Here is a 19,205-nt window from a genome sequence, read left to right as displayed (position 1 = left end):
AGCCTAAAGCGTCGTGCCCAGGTGAGCGCCGTCCGCGATCATGGTCGTGCCGTCCGCGACGGCGGGCAGGTCGGACCGGCGCCAGAGGTGTGCGTCTGCATTGTTGACGGGTGCGGGCCGGGCGGAGGCCACCAGGCGGGTGTCGGCGTCGATGACGACCTGCATTCGCCCGGTGGCGGGCGCCCAGTCATGGATCGTGGACGGCACTCCGATTCGCAGGCGCTGGATGGCTTCGCCGTTTCGTTCCCGCACCACCCGAAGCAGCTTCTCGAACCGCCCCATCAGGTCATCCCCTTGTCCGTGCAAACACAGCGATCAATGGCTAAATCTCCTAAGATTGACCAAAGTTGACTTACGTGAGGGGTGAGGATGCGCTCTGCCGTCACCGGCTCCCCAGAAGGTCGGCCGACCTGATGTCCGTCCTCCCCGAGCCCGGGCCGGACGACCTCGATCCCGCGTCCGCCTCCTTGGCGGGGCCCGAGGGTGATGCCGTGGCCTGTGGACCCGGTGCGGCCGCGCGTACGTGGGTGGCCCGATTCGCGATGCCCTCAGTCATCGCGCTCGGTGGCGCCGTCGTCTCTTACGCCAGCGTCGGCGAGGGATTCGCCGGAAGCCCGTCCCTGTCCCAGGTCGTCGCCACGGGCCTGACGGCCGGCATCACCTACCTCGGTACGGCTGCCGTGACCGACCGCGGCCTGGCGGATCCGCGTCGTGTCAGCGGTCCGCGCGGGGCTCAGGACATGCCGTCGGAACAGCAGACCATAGCCCTCTGCTACCTGCCAGGGGAGCGGACCTGGGCGGACTGGACCGCGACGGTACTGGTCCGCGCCGGGTTCACAGTCCTGCGGCGGGGCGGGCTGCCGCCCCAGGACGGCGGCCCGGAGCAGGCCGTTACGCAGCTCCTGGACGGTGCCGACAGCGCCCTGGTCCTGCTCCCCGAGGTCCCGCCGCAGAACCTGGCCCATTACGCCGGATGGCTGCACCAGCTGATCGCCGCTCATGAGGCGGGCGAGCCGATCGGCTGGATCCGCTATGGATCACTCGATCTCTGGGGCGACGCGCGGCAGGGGGAGGTGAATCCGCTCGAGACGCTGCCTCACGAAGCCTGTCTGGACCTGTCGTCCCGGGAACCGGATGTGGCTGCGTCCGCTCTGGTGACGCGCCTCCACCGGTTGGGACTCACACCCAGGGGCGCGGTGACAGACGTGGCACTCCTCGCCGCTGGGCTCGGCTACCCCGCATGGGGCGCGGCCATCACCAACATCCCACCGCGCAACCCGCACTTCACCGACCGTGACGCTGCTTTGGCCACGTTGGCGCAGTGCTTGCTCTCGGACGACGGCGGGCCCCGCCCCGACGCCGGCGGCCTGGTGGGTCTGCCGGGAGTCGGCAAGACCCAGACAGCGCTGGAGTTCGGACATCGCTTCGCCAGCCACTACGACGTGGTGTGGTGGGTCAATGCCGAGCGGCAGGTGTCATTGAGCGGCCAGCTCGCCGAACTTGCACGGACTCTGGGCGCGGAGGAGGTCCCGGATCTGGCGGTGATGCTCACCCGGCTCTGGACCGCTCTGCGCGAGCGGAGCCGCTGGCTCCTTGTCTACGACAACGTCGAGCAGCCCCCGGACATCTCCACGATCTGGCCCCGCGCGTCGAACGGCGACGTGCTGATCACCTCGCGCAACCCCAACTGGGGCTCCCTGGGCGTGAACCGGGTCCCGCTGAAAGCCTTCGACCTGGACGACGGGGAGGCCTTCCTCCTCAAACGCACGCGGGAGTCCGACCGCGAGGCCGCGCGGGACGTCACCGCCCGCCTCGGCGGTCTTCCCTTCGCCCTGGAGTACGTCGGCGCCTATGTGGAGGAGCGCCGTGCGTCCCTGGCCGGATACCGAGCCCTGCTGGGTGAGGGACCGCGCCACATGTCAGCAGCAGCCGACACGGATTGGTATGCCTCGGCCATGGCCACTTCCTGGAATGTCAGTTTCGACTCAGCCAACGACGAGAACCCGCATGTTCGGGCGTTGCTCTCCGTCTTCTCCTTTCTGGCGCCGGACGACATCCCGAGAGACCTGGTCCCCGAGCACATCGGCGTCCTCGGCGGGGAACGAGGAGGGCTGCCTGCCACGCGTGCCGAGTACGACCGAGTGCTGGCGGTACTGGTCAGGCTGTCGCTGGTCGACGCCACGGAGGACCGCATCACCATCCACCGCCTGGCTCAGGAGTATGTGCTCAGCCGGATGGCCGGTCCCGAGGAACGGCGCTGGGCGGCCTGTTCGGCGCTGACGTTGGTGAACTCGGCATTCCCCGTGGAGCCTTTGAGTCCGGCGTCCTGGGTGACGTGCCGACGCCTCATGCCGCACGTTCTGGAGCTCACCGAGGCGCGGGCGGCGCACTACCCGCTGTTACGGGAGCGCTGCCCCGCCGTATTGGGGTCACTGCTGCTGCGTGCGGGACGCTATCTGCATCTGCGGGGCGAACACCGTCCGGCGCGGGGACTGCTGGAACAGGCTCTGGAGGTGGAGTCGTCACGAGTGCAACCCGACCGGCTGGCGAGGGCCGCGGTGCTCGCCGCACTCGGCCGTGTCTACTACCACCAGGCAGAGCTGGGGGAAGCGCGCCGCGTGACCGAGCAGGCCATCGCGGCGGCGGTCGGCGAACTCGGCGACCAGGATCATTTCGTGGGCCGACTGCGCCTCCATCTGAGCCGGATCCTGCGAGAGTTGACCGCATTCGAGGAGGCCGAGCAGGTCGCCCGTGAGGTGCTGGAGAACTTGCGGCAGTCCGACGGCGTACGGCCTCCTTTGGTAGCGGAGGCATGGGTGACGTACGGAGACGCCCTGTGGAGGCGCGGCCGTCTCCAGGAGGCCGCCGGTGCCTACCGCGAGGCGCTCGAGGTCCGTTCGGCCCTGCCGGACACCCCGGCCATCGACATGGCCACGTGTCACAAGCATCTCGGCATCATCAGCCGGGAACTGGACGACCTCGACACGGCGGAGCAGGAACTGCGCACGGCGCGCACCCTGCTCATCGCGGACTACGGGGCCGACTACGGGGAGAACCACCGTGACGTGATCGATGTCGACGGTCATCTCGCCGAGGTCCTGCGGCGCTCGGGGCGCCTGGAGGAGGCGTATGGACTGCTGCGGCGGGTTGTCGCGGTGCGGGAGGAGGAGTTCCAGGACCACCCGGATGTGGCGGGCAGCCTTACGAAACTGGGTGCGCTGCTGTGCGACCAGGGCCGCTACGAGGAATCGATGTCGGTGCTGAACCGGGCCGTCGCCATGTTCGAGGGGTGTATGGGCAGTGAGCACCCGTACGTGGCCGACGCGGTGGTCGAGCGCTCCCTGACCCGGAGTGCGGCGGGTGACCAGGAGGGCGCGGTGGCTGACATCGACAGGGCCGTATCCCTCTACGTGGCCCGGTATGCGGCGGGGCACCCCGACCTTGAGCGGGCGCAGCGTGTGCGGCAGGAGATCACTCCCTAGGAACGCGAGGTCCTCGCTCTCATGGCGGAAGGCCGCTCCAACGCGGCGACAGCCCGCCGCCTGGTCGTCACGGACGCCGCCGTGGCTATCCGCGGGCCTGAGACAGGGCCGGTGCGAGAAGGCCTCCCGACAGCTGCCAACGGGTGAATGTGAGCCCTGCGTGCGGGGCGACCGCCGACGCGCCGGGAAGGCATGCCGCACATCCGACAAGCGACGGGCGGGAAGCGGTCATGCCGAAGTTCCTCATTCAGGCCAGCTACACCAGGGACGGCACCAGGGGTCTGCTCAAGGAGGGGGCGAGTGGGCGCCGGGCCGCCGTGGAGCAGGTCGTCACCGGGCTCGGGGGAAGGGTCGAGGCGATGTACTTCGCCTTCGGGGAGGACGATGTCGTGATGATCGTCGACTTCCCCGACAGTGTCTCCATGGCCGCCGTCAGCCTCACCGTCAAGGCCAGCGGGACCGTCCGCACCCGGGCGACGCCGCTGCTCACCGTCGAGGAGATCGACGAGGCCGTCCGCCGTGAGGTCACCTTCCGGGCCGCGGGAGCGTGATGCGGGAGCGGTGATCCGGCCCCTCGGCCCGGCCCGCCCGTTACCGTGAGGTCGCGTGGGGGAAACACGCGGGGACGTACGGGTGTGGTGGGAGCGCGGCCGGGCGCTGGCGGCGGCCAGGCCCCTGGTCGTCGACATCGGCCTCGCGCTCCTGGTCCAGGGCGCGATGACCATGCCGTTCCTCGTGCCGCGGGCGGCCGGGGCGCCACCGGCGACCTGGGGCGCCTACGGGCTGAGCACCCTCACCGTCGTACCCCTGGTCTGGCGGCGGCGCGCACCCGTCGCCGTGCTGTTCGCGGTGCTGGCCACGGGCGCCCTGTACCGGTTCACCCTGGACGGGCCCGGGCAGCCGTTGCCGTACACCGGACTCGTCGTCGTCTACACGATCGCCGCGCTGTCCTCGGCGCGCAAACGGATCCTCACCGGGCTCGTCCTGCTGGTCGCCGTGCCGGTGGGGGTGTGGCTCAACACCCGGTCGGCGCGTGAACTGACCTTCTCCCTCTTCGTGTTCGCCGCCGCCTACGTGTTCGGGCGGCTCACCGACGCCCGGCAGCGGGCCCACCGCGTCGAGGCCGAGCAGGCCGCGGCACGCGAACGGGCCCGGATCGCACGGGAGATGCACGACATCCTCTCCCACGCCGTGAGCCTGATGATCGTGCAGGCCGAGGCGGGACCGGTGGCGGTGCGTGCAGCGCCCGAGCGGGCCGTGGCCGCCTTCGACGCCATCTCCGCGACCGGGCGGGACGCCATGACCCAGTTGCGGGACATGCTGGGCGTGCTGCGGGACGGCGCCGACGGGCCCGGTTCCGCCGCCCCGCGCGAGCCGCAGCCCGGACTCGCCGCCCTGCCCGGTCTCCTCGGCCGGGTGCGCGGGAGCGGGCTCGACGTGACGTACCGGGCCCTCGGCGACGTCCGGCCCGTTCCGGAGGGCGTCGGGGCCACCGTCTTCCGGGTGGTCCAGGAGGCCCTGACCAATACCCTCAAGCATGCGGACGCGCGGACGGTGCATGTTGAATTGACTTATGGAGAGGGCGAGTTGGGGGTCGTCGTGATCGATGACGGAAAGGGGCCGCGAGGGATGTCCCGTCGGGGCGGGCACGGGCTGGCCGGAATGCGGGAGCGGGCGGCGGCGCACGGGGGCAGTGCGGCCGCGGGGCCCGGCGCGGACGGGCGGGGGTTCGAGGTGCGGGTGCGGATTCCCGTGCCGCACGCGGCGGAGGCGGGGCGATGACGATCCGTGTCATCGTCGCCGACGACCAGGAACTCGTGCGCAGCGGCTTCGCGATGATCCTGGACGCGCAGCCGGACATCGAGGTCGTCGCCGAGGCGGGGGACGGCGGCGAGGCCGTCGAGGCGGTGCGGCGGCACGCGCCCGATGTGGCGCTGCTCGACATCCGGATGCCCCGCGTGGACGGCATCGAGGCCTGCCGGGCGATCAGCGCCGCGGGCGACTGCCGGACGGTGATGCTGACGACCTTCGACTCCGACGAGTACGTGTACGACGCCCTGCACGCGGGCGCGAGCGGCTTCCTGCTCAAGGACGTCCGCCGCGACGACCTCGTGCACGCCGTGCGGGTCGTCGCCCGGGGCGACTCGCTGCTCGCCCCCTCCGTCGCCCGGCGTCTGGTGGAGCAGTACACCCGCCCCGCCGCCCGGAACCGCAGACCCGATCCCCGGCTGGACGTCCTGACCGCCCGGGAGCGCGAGACGCTGCTGCTGCTCGCACGGGGCCTGTCGAACGCCGAGATCGCCGCCGAGCTGGTGGTCAGCGACCACACCGTCAAGACGCATGTGGGCAACGTGCTCGCGAAGCTGGGCCTCAGGGACCGGATCCAGGCCGTGATCTGCGCCTACGAGACCGGCCTCGTCGCCGCCGGGGGTCCCCCGCCCGGGGGAGCGGGCCGGGCCGGACCCTCCCCCGCGTCGGCGAGGAAGTGACGCCGCAGGACCACCGGCGAGGGCGATCCGCCCGGCGGCGCAGCTCCGGAGGATGAGGACGTCACCCAACGTCCCTCCTTCTCACCGGAGTTCGCCATGAAGACCCGTACCGGTCTGCTGACCGCCGCCCTGCTCGTCGCGGGCATCGCCGCGGGGCCGTCCGTGCTCCCGGCCGCCGCGTCCGACCCGGCTGCCGCCTCCGCCCCGGCCGCGCCGTCCACCACCGGGCAGTCCCCGAACGCCGCCCTCGAAGCCGCCATCGCAGGCCTCCCCGGCGCCGACGCCACCGCCGCCCTCGTGCGGGTCGGCGGCAAGAAGGGCACCTGGCACGGCAGTTCGGGCGTCCACGATCTGCGGAGCGGCCGGCCCGCCGATCCCGCCGCCCGGTTCCGCGCCGGGTCCGTCACCAAGGTCTTCACCGCCGCGGTCGCCCTGCAACTGGCCGAGGAGGGACGCCTGGACCTGGACCGCAGCGCCCGCTCGTACCTGCCGGACCTGATCCCGGCGTCGTACGCGGGCGTCACCGTCCGGCAGCTCCTCGACCACACCCACGGCATCCCCGCCCCCGACTTCCCCGGCACCACCGTCGAGGAGGCGTACGCCAACCGCTTCCGGGTGTACGACCCCCGGGACATGGTCCGCTCGGCGATGTCGAAGAGGCCCGAGTTCGCGCCGGGCGAGCGGCAGCACTACCTCAACATCGGCTACACCGTCGCCGGCCTGCTCATCGAACGCGTCACCCACGACTCCTACGAGCGTCAGGTCGCCCGGCGGGTGCTCGGGCCGCTGGGACTGCGGGACACCTCCTTCCCGGGGACGAACCCGCGCATCGACGGGCCGCACAACCGCGGCTACCAGACCATGCGTCTCGACGACGGCACGACCGGGCTCCGGGACGTCACCGTGTGGGGGGCGACGGACGCGTGGGCGGCCGGGAACATCATCTCGACCACCGCGGACCTGGAGACGTTCACCCGCGCCCTGTTCCGGGGGCGGATCGTGCGGGGGCCGCTGCTGGAGGAGATGTTCACGCTGCCCGAGGTGACCGACTTCAGGACCGGGAAGCCGGCCGCCTACTCCGTCGGACTGTCCATGAAGGTGCTGGGCGGGCGCGAGGTCTGGGGCAAGACGGGCGGGCGCTGGGGGTACAACGCCGCCATCGCCTCCACCCGCAACGGCTCGCGCACCCTCGTCTACAGCGTCAACTCCACCGACGCCAAGGGCCAGGACATGAACAGGACCGCCGAGAAGATCATGGTCGCGGCCTACGGCAGGCCGTAGGCGCGGCCGCCGAGGGGCTCACACCGGTGGCGTCGCCCGCACGAGCCCCGTCTGGTAGGCGATGACGACCAGCTGTGCGCGGTCCCGGGCGTGCAGCTTGGTCATGGCACGGTGAATGTGCGTGCGCACGGTCAGCGGGCTGACGGTGAGGTCCTCGGCGATCTCCGTGTTGGACCTGCCCTCCGCGGCCAGGGCCATCACCTCGCGCTCGCGGACCGTGAGGTCGGCGAGACGCTCCGGTGGTGCCAGGTGGGTGCCGGGGGCGGGGGCCATGAGGAACCGGGTGATGAGGGAGCGGGTGGCGACGGGCGACAGGAGGGCCTCGCCGGAGGCCACCGTGCGCAGGCCGTCCAGCAGGGTGTCGGCGGTGACGTCCTTGCCGAGGAAGCCGCTGGCTCCGGCGCGCAGGGCCTGGGCGACGTAGTCCTCGGTCTCGAACGTGGTGAGGATCAGGACACGGGTGGCGGACAGCTCCGGGTCGGCGCACAGCTCGGAGGTGGCGGTGAGGCCGTCGGTGCCGGGCATACGGATGTCCATGAGGACGATGTCCGGGCGCAGCTTTCGGGTCAGGTCGACCGCCTCGGCACCGTCGGAGGCCTCGGCGACCACCTCCATGTCCGCGCAGGAGTCGATGAGGATGCGGAAGGTGGCCCGCAGCAGGGCCTGGTCGTCGGCGAGCAGCACCCTGATGCTCATGCGGTGGTTCCTTCGGCGAGGTGGAGGGAGGGTTGCAGGGGCAGCGCGGTGGTGACCTCGAAGCCGCCCTGGGGGCGGGGGCCCGCGCACAGTTCGCCGCCGATGGAGAGGGCGCGCTCGCGCATTCCCATCACGCCGAAGCCGCGGCCCCGGGCGACCGCCGGCTCGCTGGGGCCGTCGTTGGTGACGGTGATCAGCAGACGGGAGCCGGTGTAGGCGAGGAGCACGTGGGCGGCATCGGCCGTGGCGTGCTTGGTGACGTTGGTCAGGGCTTCCTGCACGATCCGGTACGCGGTCAGGTCGACGCCGGGTGACAGCGGCTGCGGTTCCCCCTCGGTGGTGACGGTGACCTCAAGGCCCGCCGACTCGCACGCCGAGACCAGCTCGGGCAGGCGGGACAGACCCGGGGACGGGTCCAGCGACCCGGAACCGGGGCCCTCGCCGTCCTGGCGGAGCAGGCCCAGGGCGGCCTTCAGCTCCCGCAGCGCGGAGGACGTCGTGCCGGTCAGGTCGTCGAGGATCTTCCGGGACTCCTCGGGGCGGGTGAGGGCGAGGTGCGCGGCGGTGCCGGCCTGGGCGTTGGCCAGGGCCATGTGGTGGGCCACGACGTCGTGCAGCTCCCGGGCGATGCGCATCCGTTCCTCGGTGACCCGCAGCCGGGCCTCCTCCTCCCGGGTGCGCTCGGCGTGCTCCGCCCGGGCCTGCACGGCCTGGAGGTAGGCGCGCCGCAGCCGCGTCATGTTGCCGGCGGCCAGGGGCAGCATCAGCCAGAAGAAGGGGCCGATCGTCCTCAGCAGCAGCGACAGATGGTCCATGGAGTCGGTGAACACGGCCGCGACGATCACCGCCGCCATGGTGCCGACGCCGTAAACGCGGGTGGTCCTGCGGTCGGTGAGGGTGGCGAGCCAGTACAGCGCCGCCATGATCGGTGCCAGCAGCAGGGGCGTGAGCAGATAGCCCATCGCGACCACCGTCACGGTGCAGCCCGTCGTGATCGTGACGGCGGTGCGCGGGTAGGCCCGGTGCTTGAGCAGGACGAGACAGGCCACGCCCATGAGGACGACGCCCGCCTTGTCCTGGGCGGGCGGGTCGGCGCCGGGCAGGGAGAGGGACGTGCCGAAGGTCGCGCAGCCCATCAGCCCCAGGACCATCGCCAGGTCGACGAGGAAGGGGTGCTGTTCGGCGAATTCCTCCAGGCGGTCCGCGTAGCGGCGCTCCAAGGGGATGCTCATCGGGCTCTCCGGTCGGTGGGGCTGGGACCATCGTGGTCGACGTCCGGCGGGGACGCGCGAGGGGCCGCCCGTGTCCTTCGCCACGGGCGGCCCGGGGTGCGGCGCCTCAGATGCGGGCCGGCTCCAGGTCGCGGGCGGGGTCCGCGGCCGGTTCCGGCTCCGGCCGGCTGAGGGCCTCGCCCTCCACGTCGACCCGGGGCAGCGCCCGGTCCAGCCACTTGGGCAGCCACCAGGCCTTGTCGCCGAGCAGGGCGAGGACGGCGGGCACGATCGCCATCCGTACGACGAAGGCGTCGAAGAGGACGGCGGAGGCCAGTCCGAAGCCGATCATCTTGATCATGGAGTCGCTCTCGCCGATGAACCCGGCGAACACCGCGATCATGATCAGGGCGGCGGCCACGACCACCCGGGCGCTGTGCCGGAAGCCGGACGTGATCGCCTGGGCGGGCGACTCGCCGTGGACGTGGGCCTCCCGCATCCGGGAGACGAGGAACACCTCGTAGTCCATCGCGAGGCCGAAGACGATGCCCACCAGGAAGATCGGCATCAGGCTCATGATCGGGCCGGTCTGCTCCACGCCGAGGATCTCGGCACCGTGGCCCTGCTGGAAGACCACCACGACCGCGCCGAGGGAGGCCAGCACCGACAGCAGGAAGCCGAGGGCCGCCTTGAGCGGGACGAGCAGGGACCGGAAGACCACCAGCAGCAGCACGATCGCCAGGCCGACCACGACGACCAGGTACGGGATCAGCGCGGCCTGGACCTTCTCGGCGATGTCGATGTTCATCGCGGTGGTGCCGGTGACCTCGTAGGTGGCGCCGGTGCCGGACTCGATGCCGGGGCGTTCGTCCCGGATGGTGGTGACCAGGTCCTTGGTCTTCTCGTCGGTCGGCGCGGTGGCGGGGACGGCCGAGAAGACCGCGGTGTCGCCGGCGGCGTTGAAGCGGGCCGGGGAGACGGACACGACGCCCCGGGTGCCGCCGATCTCCTCGGCGATCGTGCCGGCGGCGGCCTTCGGGTCGGCGGTGCCCTTGGCGTCCACCACGATGGTCAGCGGCCCGTTGGAGCCCGGCCCGAAGCCTTCGGCGAGCGCGTCGTAGGCCCGGCGCTCGGTGGTGGAGACCGGCTTGGCCTCGTCCCCGGGCATGCCGAGCTGGAGGTCGGCGGCGGGCAGGGCGAGGGCGCCCAGGCCGACGACGCCGAGGAGCAGGACGGGCAGGGGACGGCGCAGCACGAACCGCGCCCAGCGGGTGCCGGCGCCCGCTTCGGTGCTCGGCTCGATCCGGCCGCTCTTGCGGGCCCGCCGGGTGAGTACGGCGTTCGGCCAGAAACCGAGGAGCGCGGGGACGAGGGTGAGGGCGATCAGTACGGCCACGACGACCGCGCCCGCCGCGGCCAGCCCCATCTTCGTGAGCATCGGGATGCCGACCACGGCGAGCCCGGCCAGTGCGATCACGACGGTGAGCCCGGCGAACACGACCGCGGAACCGGCCGTGCCGACGGCCAGCGCCGTCGCCTCCTGCGGCGTGCGGCCCTTGGCGCGTTCCTCCCGGTAGCGGGAGACGACGAACAGGGCGTAGTCGATGCCCACGGCGAGGCCCAGCATCATCGCCAGGGTGCCGGTGGTCGTGGACAGGCCCAGGGCGCTGGACAGGGCGAGGATCGCGGCCATGCTGATGCCGACCCCGACCACGGCCGTCAGCAGGGGCAGCCCCGCGGCGGCCAGGGAGCCGAAGGTGACCAGGAGCACCACGGCGGCGATCGCGACGCCGATCACCTCGGCCATGCCGCCCGGGCCGCCCTCGGCGGCCAGCGCGGTGCCGCCCGCCTCGACGGTCAGGCCGGAGTCCCGGGCCTGGTCGAGGGTCCGCTCCAGGTGGCCGCGGCCGGCGTCGGTGAGGTCGCCGGCCTCGACCTCGTAGGTGACCGTGGCGAAGGCCGTCCTGCCGTCCCGGCTGATCGTCTTCGCGCGGAACGGGTCGACGGCGCTCGCCGCCTGCGGGCCGTCACCGAGCTCGGCCACGGTCTTCTCGACGGCCTCCTTGTTCCCGGCGGCCGTGACCTTCTCGCCGCTCGGCGCGATGAAGACGACCCTGGCCGTCGCGCTGTCGGCCGTGGCCCCGGGGAAGCGCTGCTCCATCAGGTCGAACGCCTTCTGGGACTCGATGCCGGGCATCGAGAACTCCTCGTCGGCGGCCCCCGGGGCCTTGAGGGAGCCCAGCCCCACGGCTGCCAGGACGGCCGCCCAGACCAGGGCGACGTACCAGCGCCGCCGGAAGGCCAGACGGCCCACTCGATACAGGAAAGTTGCCACGGCAGGAGGTCTCCACATCTGGTGTCGGACGTCTGCCGAGCCTCTCCGGGAGGGGACCGTCCCGTCGTCGTGCGCCTGCCGACACTCTCCGGTACTCGGAACGCAGTACGCAGGGGGGCCGGGTCCACCTCCGGTACGAGATTCCCGAGCTTTCCGACGCGGCCTGTGCTACCTTGGCTGGCGTTGCAGTTTTGGTTCCCAGAGACTTCGAGTGCTCTTTCGACCGTTTGTCGACGAGCACTCTTTTTTGTTTCCGAGGATTCTCGGATCTCCTTAGGGTGATCATTTCGGCGACTACGGGCCCGCAAGGTGCGGGCCCTGAGTACTGCCCTCAAGGGAGATTCATATGGCTACCGGCACCGTGAAGTGGTTCAACTCGGAAAAGGGCTTCGGCTTCATCGAGCAGGAGGGTGGCGGCCCGGACGTCTTCGCCCACTACTCGAACATCGCCACCTCTGGCTTCCGTGAGCTCCAGGAAGGCCAGAAGGTCACCTTCGACGTCACGCAGGGCCAGAAGGGCCCGCAGGCCGAGAACATCGTTCCCGCCTGACGCGTACGCGCATGCCCTGACCGGGGCCCGCACCCTCGCGGTGCGGGCCTCGGCTCGTTTTGTTCCAATCCGGCTCAACTCTTGCGAATCCTGCGGCACTGCGGTGCCGTCGCGCATTCCTCGACGCGTGCCGCTTCGAGGAAGGTTCTCCCATGGACCGCACGGCTCGCAGGAGCAACGGCTCCCCCCACTCCCGCGGCAACGGGTTCCGCTCCCGTAAGTCGGGCGGCGCAGGCACCGCCTCCCGCCCGTCCGGCGGCGGCCGCGGCGGGCGCCGCCCCGCCCCCGGCGGGGAGTTCGCACCGCCCGCCACCATCACCCCGGCCCTTCCGGCCGTCGAGGCGTTCGACGACCTCGACCTGCCCGAGCGGCTGCTCGCCGCGCTGCGCGCCGAGGGGCTGACCGCGCCGTTCCCCATCCAGGCGGCGACCCTGCCGAACTCCCTGGCCGGCCGGGACGTCCTGGGCCGCGGGCGCACCGGCTCGGGCAAGACGCTCGCCTTCGGGCTCGCCCTGCTGGCCCGCGTCGACGGGCGGCGGGCCGAGGCCCGGCAGCCGCTCGCCCTGGTCCTCGTGCCGACCCGCGAGCTGGCCCAGCAGGTCACCGACGCCCTCACCCCCTTCGCCCGCGCGCTGCGGCTGCGGCTCGCCACGGTGGTCGGCGGCATGCCGATCGGCCGGCAGGCGAACGCGCTGCGCTCCGGCGCCGAGGTCGTCGTCGCCACGCCCGGTCGCCTCAAGGACCTCATAGACCGAGGTGACTGCCGGCTGGACCACGTCGACATCACCGTCCTCGACGAGGCCGACCAGATGACCGACATGGGCTTCATGCCGCAGGTGACCGCCCTGCTCGACCAGGTGCGCCCGGGCGGGCAGCGGATGCTGTTCTCCGCCACCCTGGACCGCAACGTCGACCGGCTGGTCCGCACGTACCTGCACGACCCGGTGGTGCACTCCGTCGACCCGTCCGCGGGCGCCGTCACCACCATGGAGCACCACCTGCTCCACGTGGAGGACGACGACAAGCACGCCACCACGACCCGGATCGCCGCCCGCGACGGGCGCGTGATCATGTTCCTGGACACCAAGCACGCCGCCGACCGGCTGGCCAAGAAGCTGCTGGCCGTGGGCGTGCGCGCGATGGCGCTGCACGGCGGGAAGTCCCAGTCCCAGCGGACCAGGACCCTGGCCCGGTTCAAGGACGGGCAGGTCTCGGTCCTGGTGGCGACCAATGTCGCCGCCCGCGGCATCCACGTCGACAACCTCGACCTGGTCGTCAACGTGGACCCGCCCGGCGACCACAAGGACTACCTGCACCGCGGCGGCCGTACGGCCCGCGCCGGCGAGTCCGGCACCGTCGTCACCCTGGTCCTGCCGCACCAGCGGCGCGAGATGACCCGACTGATGGCCGACGCCGGGATCACCCCGCAGATCACCCGGGTCCGCTCGGACGAGGTCGAACTGAGCCGCATCACCGGGGCGCAGGAGCCCTCGGGCGTGCCCGTGGTCCTCGCCCCGCCGGCCACCGAGAAGCCCGCCGCGCGCACGGGTTCCGCGCCGAACGGACGGCGGAGCAGGCCGTCCCGGGGCCGCCGCCGCTGAACCGCCGACGCGGGTCGTGCCGGAGGCCTCGGTGCCCGTCCGGGTCTACGCACCTCCCGCGCCGTACGGGCACGCCGGGCTCTCGGCCGCAGGGGCTGTTGCCGCGGCCGACGCCGCGCGGGGTGCCCCCGCGGCCGACGCCGCGGGCGTCACGCTCCCCGGCTTCCTCTCGCGGGGGCGCAGGCGCACCATGACGTCCCGCAGCGGGCGCAGGGAGATGACGGGAGAGCCGTAGCGCAACGCGTCGCCCGGCACGAGGTTGAGCTGGAAACGCTGATTGATCATCGCCACGATGATCCGCAGTTCGAGCAGCGCCATGGAGTTGCCGACGCACTGCCGGGGCCCGGCGCCGAACGGGAAGTACGCCATGCGGGGCCGCTCCCGCACGGCCTGCGGGGTGAACCGGTACGGGTCGAAGGCCACCGGGTTGTCCCAGTGGCGCGGGTTGTGGTGGGAGGCGAGCGGCGAGAGCAGGATCGACGAACCGGCCTCGATGTCGTAGCCGTCGAGGGTGTCGGGGCCGACGGCGGCCCGCGGGAAGATCCAGATCGGCGGGTACATCCGCAGGCTCTCGTCCACGACCATCCGGGTGTACGTCAGCCCGGCCGCGCTGTCGGCATCGGGGGTGCCGCCGCCCAGCACCCCGTCGATCTCCCCGTCCAGCTCCTCCTGCACATGCGGGTGGTTGGCGATCGACAGCAGTGTCCAGCACAGCGACACGGCCGTGGTCTCGTGGCCCGCCAGGTAGATGGTGAGCAGTTCGTCGCGCAGCTGCCGGTCGGTCCACGGCCGGCCGGTGGCCGGGTCCTCGGCCTGTTCCATCAGGGCGATCAGCGGGCCCTCGCCGGTGCGCGCGTAGTTCTCCCGGACGTTCGCGACGACCTCGTCGAAGACCTGGTGGATGTGGGCGATCTTGCGGTTGCGGGCGGTGGGCAGCCAGGAGGGCAGCATCTCGGAGGCGGTGCCCCGCCGGAACATCACCTCCACCACGTCGTCCACGATCCGCTTCAGCACGTGGGAGGCGGGCTTGATGTCGTAGGCGAACAGCGAGCGGCTGAGGGTGACCAGGGTGAGCCGCAGCATCTCGGCCATCAGGTCCACCGGCTCGTCACGCGCGGCCCGGGCCTCCCACTCGTCCAGCATCTCCTGGGTGGCCGAGACGATGTTCGGGACGATGTCGGTCACGGCGTTCTTCAGGAACACCGGTTGCACGGCCCGGCGGTGACCGCGCCAGAACTCGCCGTCCGTGGTGAGCAGGCCCTTGCCCATGACCACGCCGAACTGCTCGTACAGCGGCCCGCGCACGTAGTTGGCGTTGTTCTCCACCAGCACCCTGCGGACCGCCTCGGGGCTGGTGGCCTGGTGGACCGTCATCGGCCCGAGCCGCATCCGGACCAGTTCGCCGTAGTCGCGCTGGAGGCCGAGCAGGAACTCGGCGGTGTTGCGGCGCCAGGGGCCGAGGCTGCCCACGAGGGGGGCGCCCTTCGGGCCGGGGGCGGTGGCAGGGGAAGTGGCAGTGGCGGTGAGGGTGTTCATCACAAGTCCTTACCTGGGGAGGCGGTGCGGGTCACCGGCGCCGTCCGCCGGAGCGCGGACACCGCGCGGGCCGGGGCGGTCCGGCCGGCGCTGCCGCGCGGCACGGGGAACGCGCGCCGTACGAAGAGGTGGTCGAAGACCACGTCCGGGGCCAGGCGGCGCAGCGCGATGGTGCTCCGGGCGAGGAAGCCGACCGGGTAGCGGGCCCGGGGGCGCCGGGCGAGGGCCGCCCGGGTCACGACGCGGGCCACGTCGTCGGCCTCGACGGTGAAGGTGCCCGCGAGGGTGCGGCGGCTGCCGGTGTAGATCGCCTCGAAGTAGTCGGCGGTGCGCCGCCGGAAGTCGTCGTAGACCTCGCCGGCGGACGGGAGGTTGTCCACGTACGTCGCGCCGAAGTTGGTGGTGCGCACCGGGCCGGGCTCGATGAGGACGACCTTGACGCCGAAGCCGGAGGTCTCCAGCCGGAGCGCGTCGCTGAGCGCCTCGACGGCGTGTTTGGACGCCTGGTAGAAGCCGCCGCCGGGGACCGCGTAACGGCCGAAGATCGAGGAGAGGTTGACGATGGTGCCCCGCCCCGCGGCCCGCATGCCGGGCAGGACCAGCTGGCTCAGGCGGGCCAGTCCGAACACGTTGGTCTCGAACTGCCTCCGCATCTCGGGCAGTCCGATCTCCTCCACGACACCGGAGGCGGCGAACCCCGCGCTGTTCACCAGCGTGCCGACCGGCCCGTGGGCGGCTTCGACGGTGTCGACGGCCGCGCGCATGCTCTCCTCGTCGGTGACGTCGAGACGCAGGGTGCGGATGCCCTCGGCGGCCAGCGGGGCGAGCGTCTCGGGCCTGCGCGCGGTGGCGTACACGAGCATTCCCGCACGGTGCATCCTGAGCGCACAGGCGCGGCCTATTCCGGATGAACAACCCGTGATCAGTACCGGGTTCGGATCAGTGGTCAAGGTCTCCCTCATCTCCCGTGTCGGGCAGGGCTTTCCGGCAACGCCGAGGCCCACGCCGAGCCCGTCACGGACGCGATCGCCCGCGCGGACCGCACCGCGTGACCCCCGGGCCGGCACCGGCGCCCCGGGCAGGGGTGCCGGTGCCGTGGCGGGCTCAGCCGAAGGCGCCGAGCTGCTTCGCGAGGTCGAACGCGTCGAGCGAGAACCAGCTCTCCACGATCACCCCGTCCCGGAACTCGTCGATGACGATTCCGGGTACGGCGAAATCGCGCCCCTGCGCCGGAATCCCCTCGTACGGCTCGCCGGTGTGGGTTCCCCGCGCGGTGAACCGGCTCACGACCTTGTCGCCCTCCAGGATCCAGTCGTCCACCGTGACGTGCAGGTCGGGAAAGGACGCGCGCTGGATCCGCACCCATTCCTTCAGGTGCTCCACGCCCTCCTCGCTGTTCGGGGCGGTTCCGTGGCTGATGTGGTCGGGAGCCGCTCCCTCGTAGATGACGTCGAGGTTTCCCTTGTTGAGGCACTCCTCGTAGTAGCGCTCCAGAACGGCCTTGTTCTTCAGGGTGTCCGACATTTTTCCTGCTCCCTTTCTCTGAACAATCGGGGTTTTTTCCGGTGTTCTCAGCCGGCCGCGACCGGGCCCTCGCATCCGGTCAGCGTCATGACGCGGGCGCCGGACGACGCGCTGGTCACCTTCCAGGTGCCGAGCACGGGGTCTCCTTCGATGCGGGAGTCGCCGTCCTCGGCGGTGTGCAGGGTGACGCGGCCGAGGGTCAGCGGGTCGACCGCGACCGAGAGCCCCGGTCCCTGCTGTGTGCACAGCCGCACCACGTTCTCCAGCGCAGACACCGCGAGGGCGGTGCGCGGGGCGGCGGGCGTCGCCCACAGGTCGCCGGGCGGGCAGGGGCGTGCCTCGCCCTCCCAGCCGCCGCGCCCGGCCCGGGTCCAGCGCGCCCGGGGCACCACCGACGACCGCCAGCGCAGCCGCGCGGGCCCCGAGCGCCAGGTCGTCACCGGGGTGACGCCGCTGCGGGGAGGGGCGGGCGGGCGGGTGTCTCCCGGCGTGTACACGATCCGGGCCCTGGCCTCGTCGCCCGGCCCGCCCTCCCGCTCGCCGTCCCGGCCGCCGGGGTCTCCCGGCCGCCGGAAGCGGACGTCGACGGTCCAGGAACGTCCGTCGTACCTGCCGCGGACCTCGCGTTCCAGGACCGTCGCCGGGCCGTCCAGCTTCAGCAGGTCCAGGGGGACGACGACGTCCTCCAGGCAGTCGGCCGTCAGCTCCGGGAAGTCCGGGGGCACGATCCACTCCGCGCCGCGCAGCGCGTTCTCCAGCAGCAGGCTCACGGGGACCGCTTCCACGCCGTCCACCAGGAAGTCCGTGAGGACCGGCGCGGTGTCCCGGTCGAAGCGGACCCGGGACACCAGCCGGGTGTGCGGCTCGTAGGAGGTCACCTCCCCGAGGTGGTGGATCTTCGGGTAGACCTCGGGATGCCCGGGGAGGTCGGGGACGACCGGGTAGCCGGTGGCCTGGCCGGGGTCGACGGCGTCGCCGAGCGGTCCCACGAAGGTGATCTCGCCGGCCGAGCCGGCCAGCAGCTCGTCCTGCCACTTGGCGAGACCGTCGGCGACGCCGAGGGGGGCCATGTAGCGCCGGGTCGCGGCGAAGTTGGCGATGAGGCCGATGCGGTCCCACGTGGGCCAGGCGAGCGTCATCACCGGGAAGTCCGCCCGGCGCTCGGCCCACCGGCCCAGCCGGGCCAGGCCCTCGTTGGCGGCGGCGTACTCAAGCTGCCCGACCATGCCGCCCAGCCGCCCGGTCAGCGAGCCCACGTTGCAGAAGAACTTGAGCCGGTTGCCCGCGAGTTCACCGAAGAGATGGACGAAACTGCCGATCTTCGTCCCCACCGTGCGCAGGATGTCGTCGTCGGACTTCTTGGGCAGCCGGGCCGCGTGGTCCACGCCCGCGTTGTGCACGACGCCGGTGAGCGCCTCGCCCTCCCGCCGCAGCAGGGCCCGCACCTGCTCGGGGTCGGTGAAGTCGCACTGCACGTACTCGACGCGCAGGCCGCGCTTGTGCGCCGCGGTGATGTTGCCCGCCAGTTCCCACAGGCGGCGGGTGCGGGCGATGTCACGGCGGATCTCGGGCAGCGGGCGGCCCCGGCCGCTGCCCGACCACAGCCCCTTCTCGTACTCCTTCAGCTCCGTCTCGTCCGCGCCGAACCAGGGCTCGCCCTCGGAGGGGAACGGCTCCCGGCCGGTCACCAGGACCCGGGCGCCGTGCCGTTCGGCGAGTGTCCGGGCCAGTTCCCAGCCGATGCCCCGGCCGCCGCCCGAGATCAGGACGCAGTCGTCGACGCCCAGGTCCAGGGCGGGCGGGCCGACGGGCCGGGCGGCGGGGGACAGGGTCAGACGCCGGCCCTCGCGGTGGCCGACCTCGATCTCGCCCGGCCGGCCCAGCTCGCTCGCGACGATGCCGGGCAGGTCCGGGACGGCGGACAGCGCGATGTCGACGACCCGGGCGTTGCAGTTGGGGAACTCCCGGTGCAGCGTCTTGGCCAGGCCCGCCCAGATGCCGCCCAGCGGCTGGCCCAGGTCGTCGTCGGGGTGGTGCCCCATTCCGCCGCCGAGGTAGGTGACGGCGAGGTAGTACAGCCGTCGCGCGGAGGTCTCGGCGGACCAGTCCGCGTACTGACCGCGCAGGGCGGCCATGGTGCGCAGCAGGGGCTCGCGCCAGGCGTCCGCGAGGTGTGTCGTGCCGTGCTCGAGCGGGGCGCCGCCCACGGTGAGGTCGACGATGGCGTCCACGGGGCCGTCGCCGGGGCCCGGTGCGGCCGTGGCGGGGGTGCACCGGCGTACCCGTGCGCCGTGTGCGGTCAGCTCGCGCTCGACCCGCCCGGCGCTGTCGTCGTCGTGGGCGAGTACGAGGACCCGCATCCCGGACAGCCCGGGCGCCACCCCGGTGAGCGGCGGCAGTGCGGCCGGCCGCCACACCATCCGGGTCGTGGGCTGCACCGAGGGGTCGTCGGTCGCCGCCCCGGCGGGGGCGGGTGGGGACGTCGGCATGGAGTGTGCTC

Annotated in this window: 15 protein-coding genes and 1 pseudogene; 8 read left to right on the top strand and 8 right to left on the bottom strand. The window is 72.3% G+C overall.

Going from position 1 to position 19,205, the window contains the following annotated elements:
* Positions 1–3: 3 nt before the first annotated feature.
* Positions 4–282 (bottom strand): hypothetical protein, encoded by a 279-nt coding sequence (locus ACZ7EG_RS12385; protein WP_471076095.1) that lies wholly within the window; start codon positions 280–282, stop codon positions 4–6.
* Between the two features lie 131 nt (positions 283–413).
* Between ACZ7EG_RS12385 and fxsT the strand changes: the two genes are divergently transcribed.
* The 6 genes and pseudogenes from fxsT to ACZ7EG_RS12355 all read left to right on the top strand — a co-directional run bounded on the left by fxsT (position 414) and on the right by ACZ7EG_RS12355 (position 7,252).
* A complete protein-coding gene (gene fxsT / locus ACZ7EG_RS12380) occupies positions 414–3,482 on the top strand; it encodes an FxSxx-COOH system tetratricopeptide repeat protein (protein ID WP_471076092.1) in 3,069 nt (1,022 codons plus the stop codon).
* Positions 3,483–3,629: pseudogene (locus tag ACZ7EG_RS12375) on the top strand (DNA-binding response regulator); the annotation flags it as partial.
* A gap of 83 nt (positions 3,630–3,712) precedes the next feature.
* The gene (locus ACZ7EG_RS12370) at positions 3,713–4,033 is read left to right on the top strand and encodes a GYD domain-containing protein (RefSeq protein WP_471076089.1); all 321 of its coding nucleotides are present in this window, start codon (positions 3,713–3,715) and stop codon (positions 4,031–4,033) included.
* A gap of 55 nt (positions 4,034–4,088) precedes the next feature.
* Positions 4,089–5,264, top strand: a complete 1,176-nt coding sequence (locus tag ACZ7EG_RS12365) for a sensor histidine kinase (protein ID WP_471076086.1) — start codon at positions 4,089–4,091, stop codon at positions 5,262–5,264.
* The gene (locus ACZ7EG_RS12360; protein ID WP_471076083.1) at positions 5,261–5,971 is read left to right on the top strand and encodes a response regulator; all 711 of its coding nucleotides are present in this window, start codon (positions 5,261–5,263) and stop codon (positions 5,969–5,971) included. Before ACZ7EG_RS12365 ends, ACZ7EG_RS12360 begins: the two co-directional genes overlap by 4 nt.
* Before the next feature lie 96 nt (positions 5,972–6,067).
* On the top strand, positions 6,068–7,252 hold the full coding sequence (locus ACZ7EG_RS12355) for a serine hydrolase domain-containing protein (RefSeq protein ID WP_471076080.1): 1,185 nt from the start codon (positions 6,068–6,070) through the stop codon (positions 7,250–7,252).
* 18 nt (positions 7,253–7,270) lie between these two features.
* Here ACZ7EG_RS12355 and ACZ7EG_RS12350 read toward each other — a convergent pair whose 3' ends face one another.
* The 3 genes from ACZ7EG_RS12350 to ACZ7EG_RS12340 form a co-directional block, all read right to left on the bottom strand.
* Positions 7,271–7,948: a response regulator transcription factor gene (locus ACZ7EG_RS12350; RefSeq protein WP_471076077.1), complete on the bottom strand. Its 678-nt coding sequence runs from the start codon at positions 7,946–7,948 to the stop codon at positions 7,271–7,273.
* Complete coding sequence (locus tag ACZ7EG_RS12345) at positions 7,945–9,180, bottom strand: sensor histidine kinase (RefSeq protein WP_471076074.1); 1,236 nt, start codon at positions 9,178–9,180, stop codon at positions 7,945–7,947. Before ACZ7EG_RS12345 ends, ACZ7EG_RS12350 begins: the two co-directional genes overlap by 4 nt.
* 106 nt (positions 9,181–9,286) lie before the next feature.
* On the bottom strand, positions 9,287–11,494 hold the full coding sequence (locus ACZ7EG_RS12340; protein WP_471076071.1) for an MMPL family transporter: 2,208 nt from the start codon (positions 11,492–11,494) through the stop codon (positions 9,287–9,289).
* A 346-nt stretch (positions 11,495–11,840) separates the two neighbouring features.
* On the opposite strand from ACZ7EG_RS12340, the gene ACZ7EG_RS12335 reads away from it, so the two are divergent.
* Both ACZ7EG_RS12335 and ACZ7EG_RS12330 read left to right on the top strand, forming a co-directional pair.
* Complete coding sequence (locus ACZ7EG_RS12335; RefSeq protein ID WP_003991681.1) at positions 11,841–12,044, top strand: cold-shock protein; 204 nt, start codon at positions 11,841–11,843, stop codon at positions 12,042–12,044.
* A 152-nt stretch (positions 12,045–12,196) separates the two neighbouring features.
* Positions 12,197–13,645: a DEAD/DEAH box helicase gene (locus ACZ7EG_RS12330; protein WP_471076068.1), complete on the top strand. Its 1,449-nt coding sequence runs from the start codon at positions 12,197–12,199 to the stop codon at positions 13,643–13,645.
* Positions 13,646–13,690: 45 nt separating this feature from the next.
* Here ACZ7EG_RS12330 and ACZ7EG_RS12325 read toward each other — a convergent pair whose 3' ends face one another.
* The 4 genes from ACZ7EG_RS12325 to ACZ7EG_RS12310 all read right to left on the bottom strand — a co-directional run bounded on the left by ACZ7EG_RS12325 (position 13,691) and on the right by ACZ7EG_RS12310 (position 19,194).
* The gene (locus tag ACZ7EG_RS12325) at positions 13,691–15,181 is read right to left on the bottom strand and encodes a cytochrome P450 (RefSeq protein WP_471076065.1); all 1,491 of its coding nucleotides are present in this window, start codon (positions 15,179–15,181) and stop codon (positions 13,691–13,693) included.
* Positions 15,181–16,143 carry an SDR family NAD(P)-dependent oxidoreductase gene (locus tag ACZ7EG_RS12320; RefSeq protein WP_471076062.1) on the bottom strand — a complete coding sequence of 321 codons (963 nt, stop codon included), beginning with the start codon at positions 16,141–16,143 and terminating at the stop codon, positions 15,181–15,183. The genes ACZ7EG_RS12325 and ACZ7EG_RS12320 overlap by 1 nt, the downstream gene beginning before the upstream one ends.
* Before the next feature lie 142 nt (positions 16,144–16,285).
* The gene (locus tag ACZ7EG_RS12315) at positions 16,286–16,705 is read right to left on the bottom strand and encodes an ester cyclase (protein ID WP_361878880.1); all 420 of its coding nucleotides are present in this window, start codon (positions 16,703–16,705) and stop codon (positions 16,286–16,288) included.
* 47 nt (positions 16,706–16,752) lie between these two features.
* A complete protein-coding gene (locus ACZ7EG_RS12310; protein WP_471076058.1) occupies positions 16,753–19,194 on the bottom strand; it encodes a KR domain-containing protein in 2,442 nt (813 codons plus the stop codon).
* Positions 19,195–19,205: the final 11 nt, after the last annotated feature.

Source organism: Streptomyces sp. NPDC037100 (genome assembly GCF_055606225.1).
The sequence above is the reverse complement of the archived record's forward strand: the minus strand, read 5'-3'. Positions and strand labels throughout refer to the sequence as shown.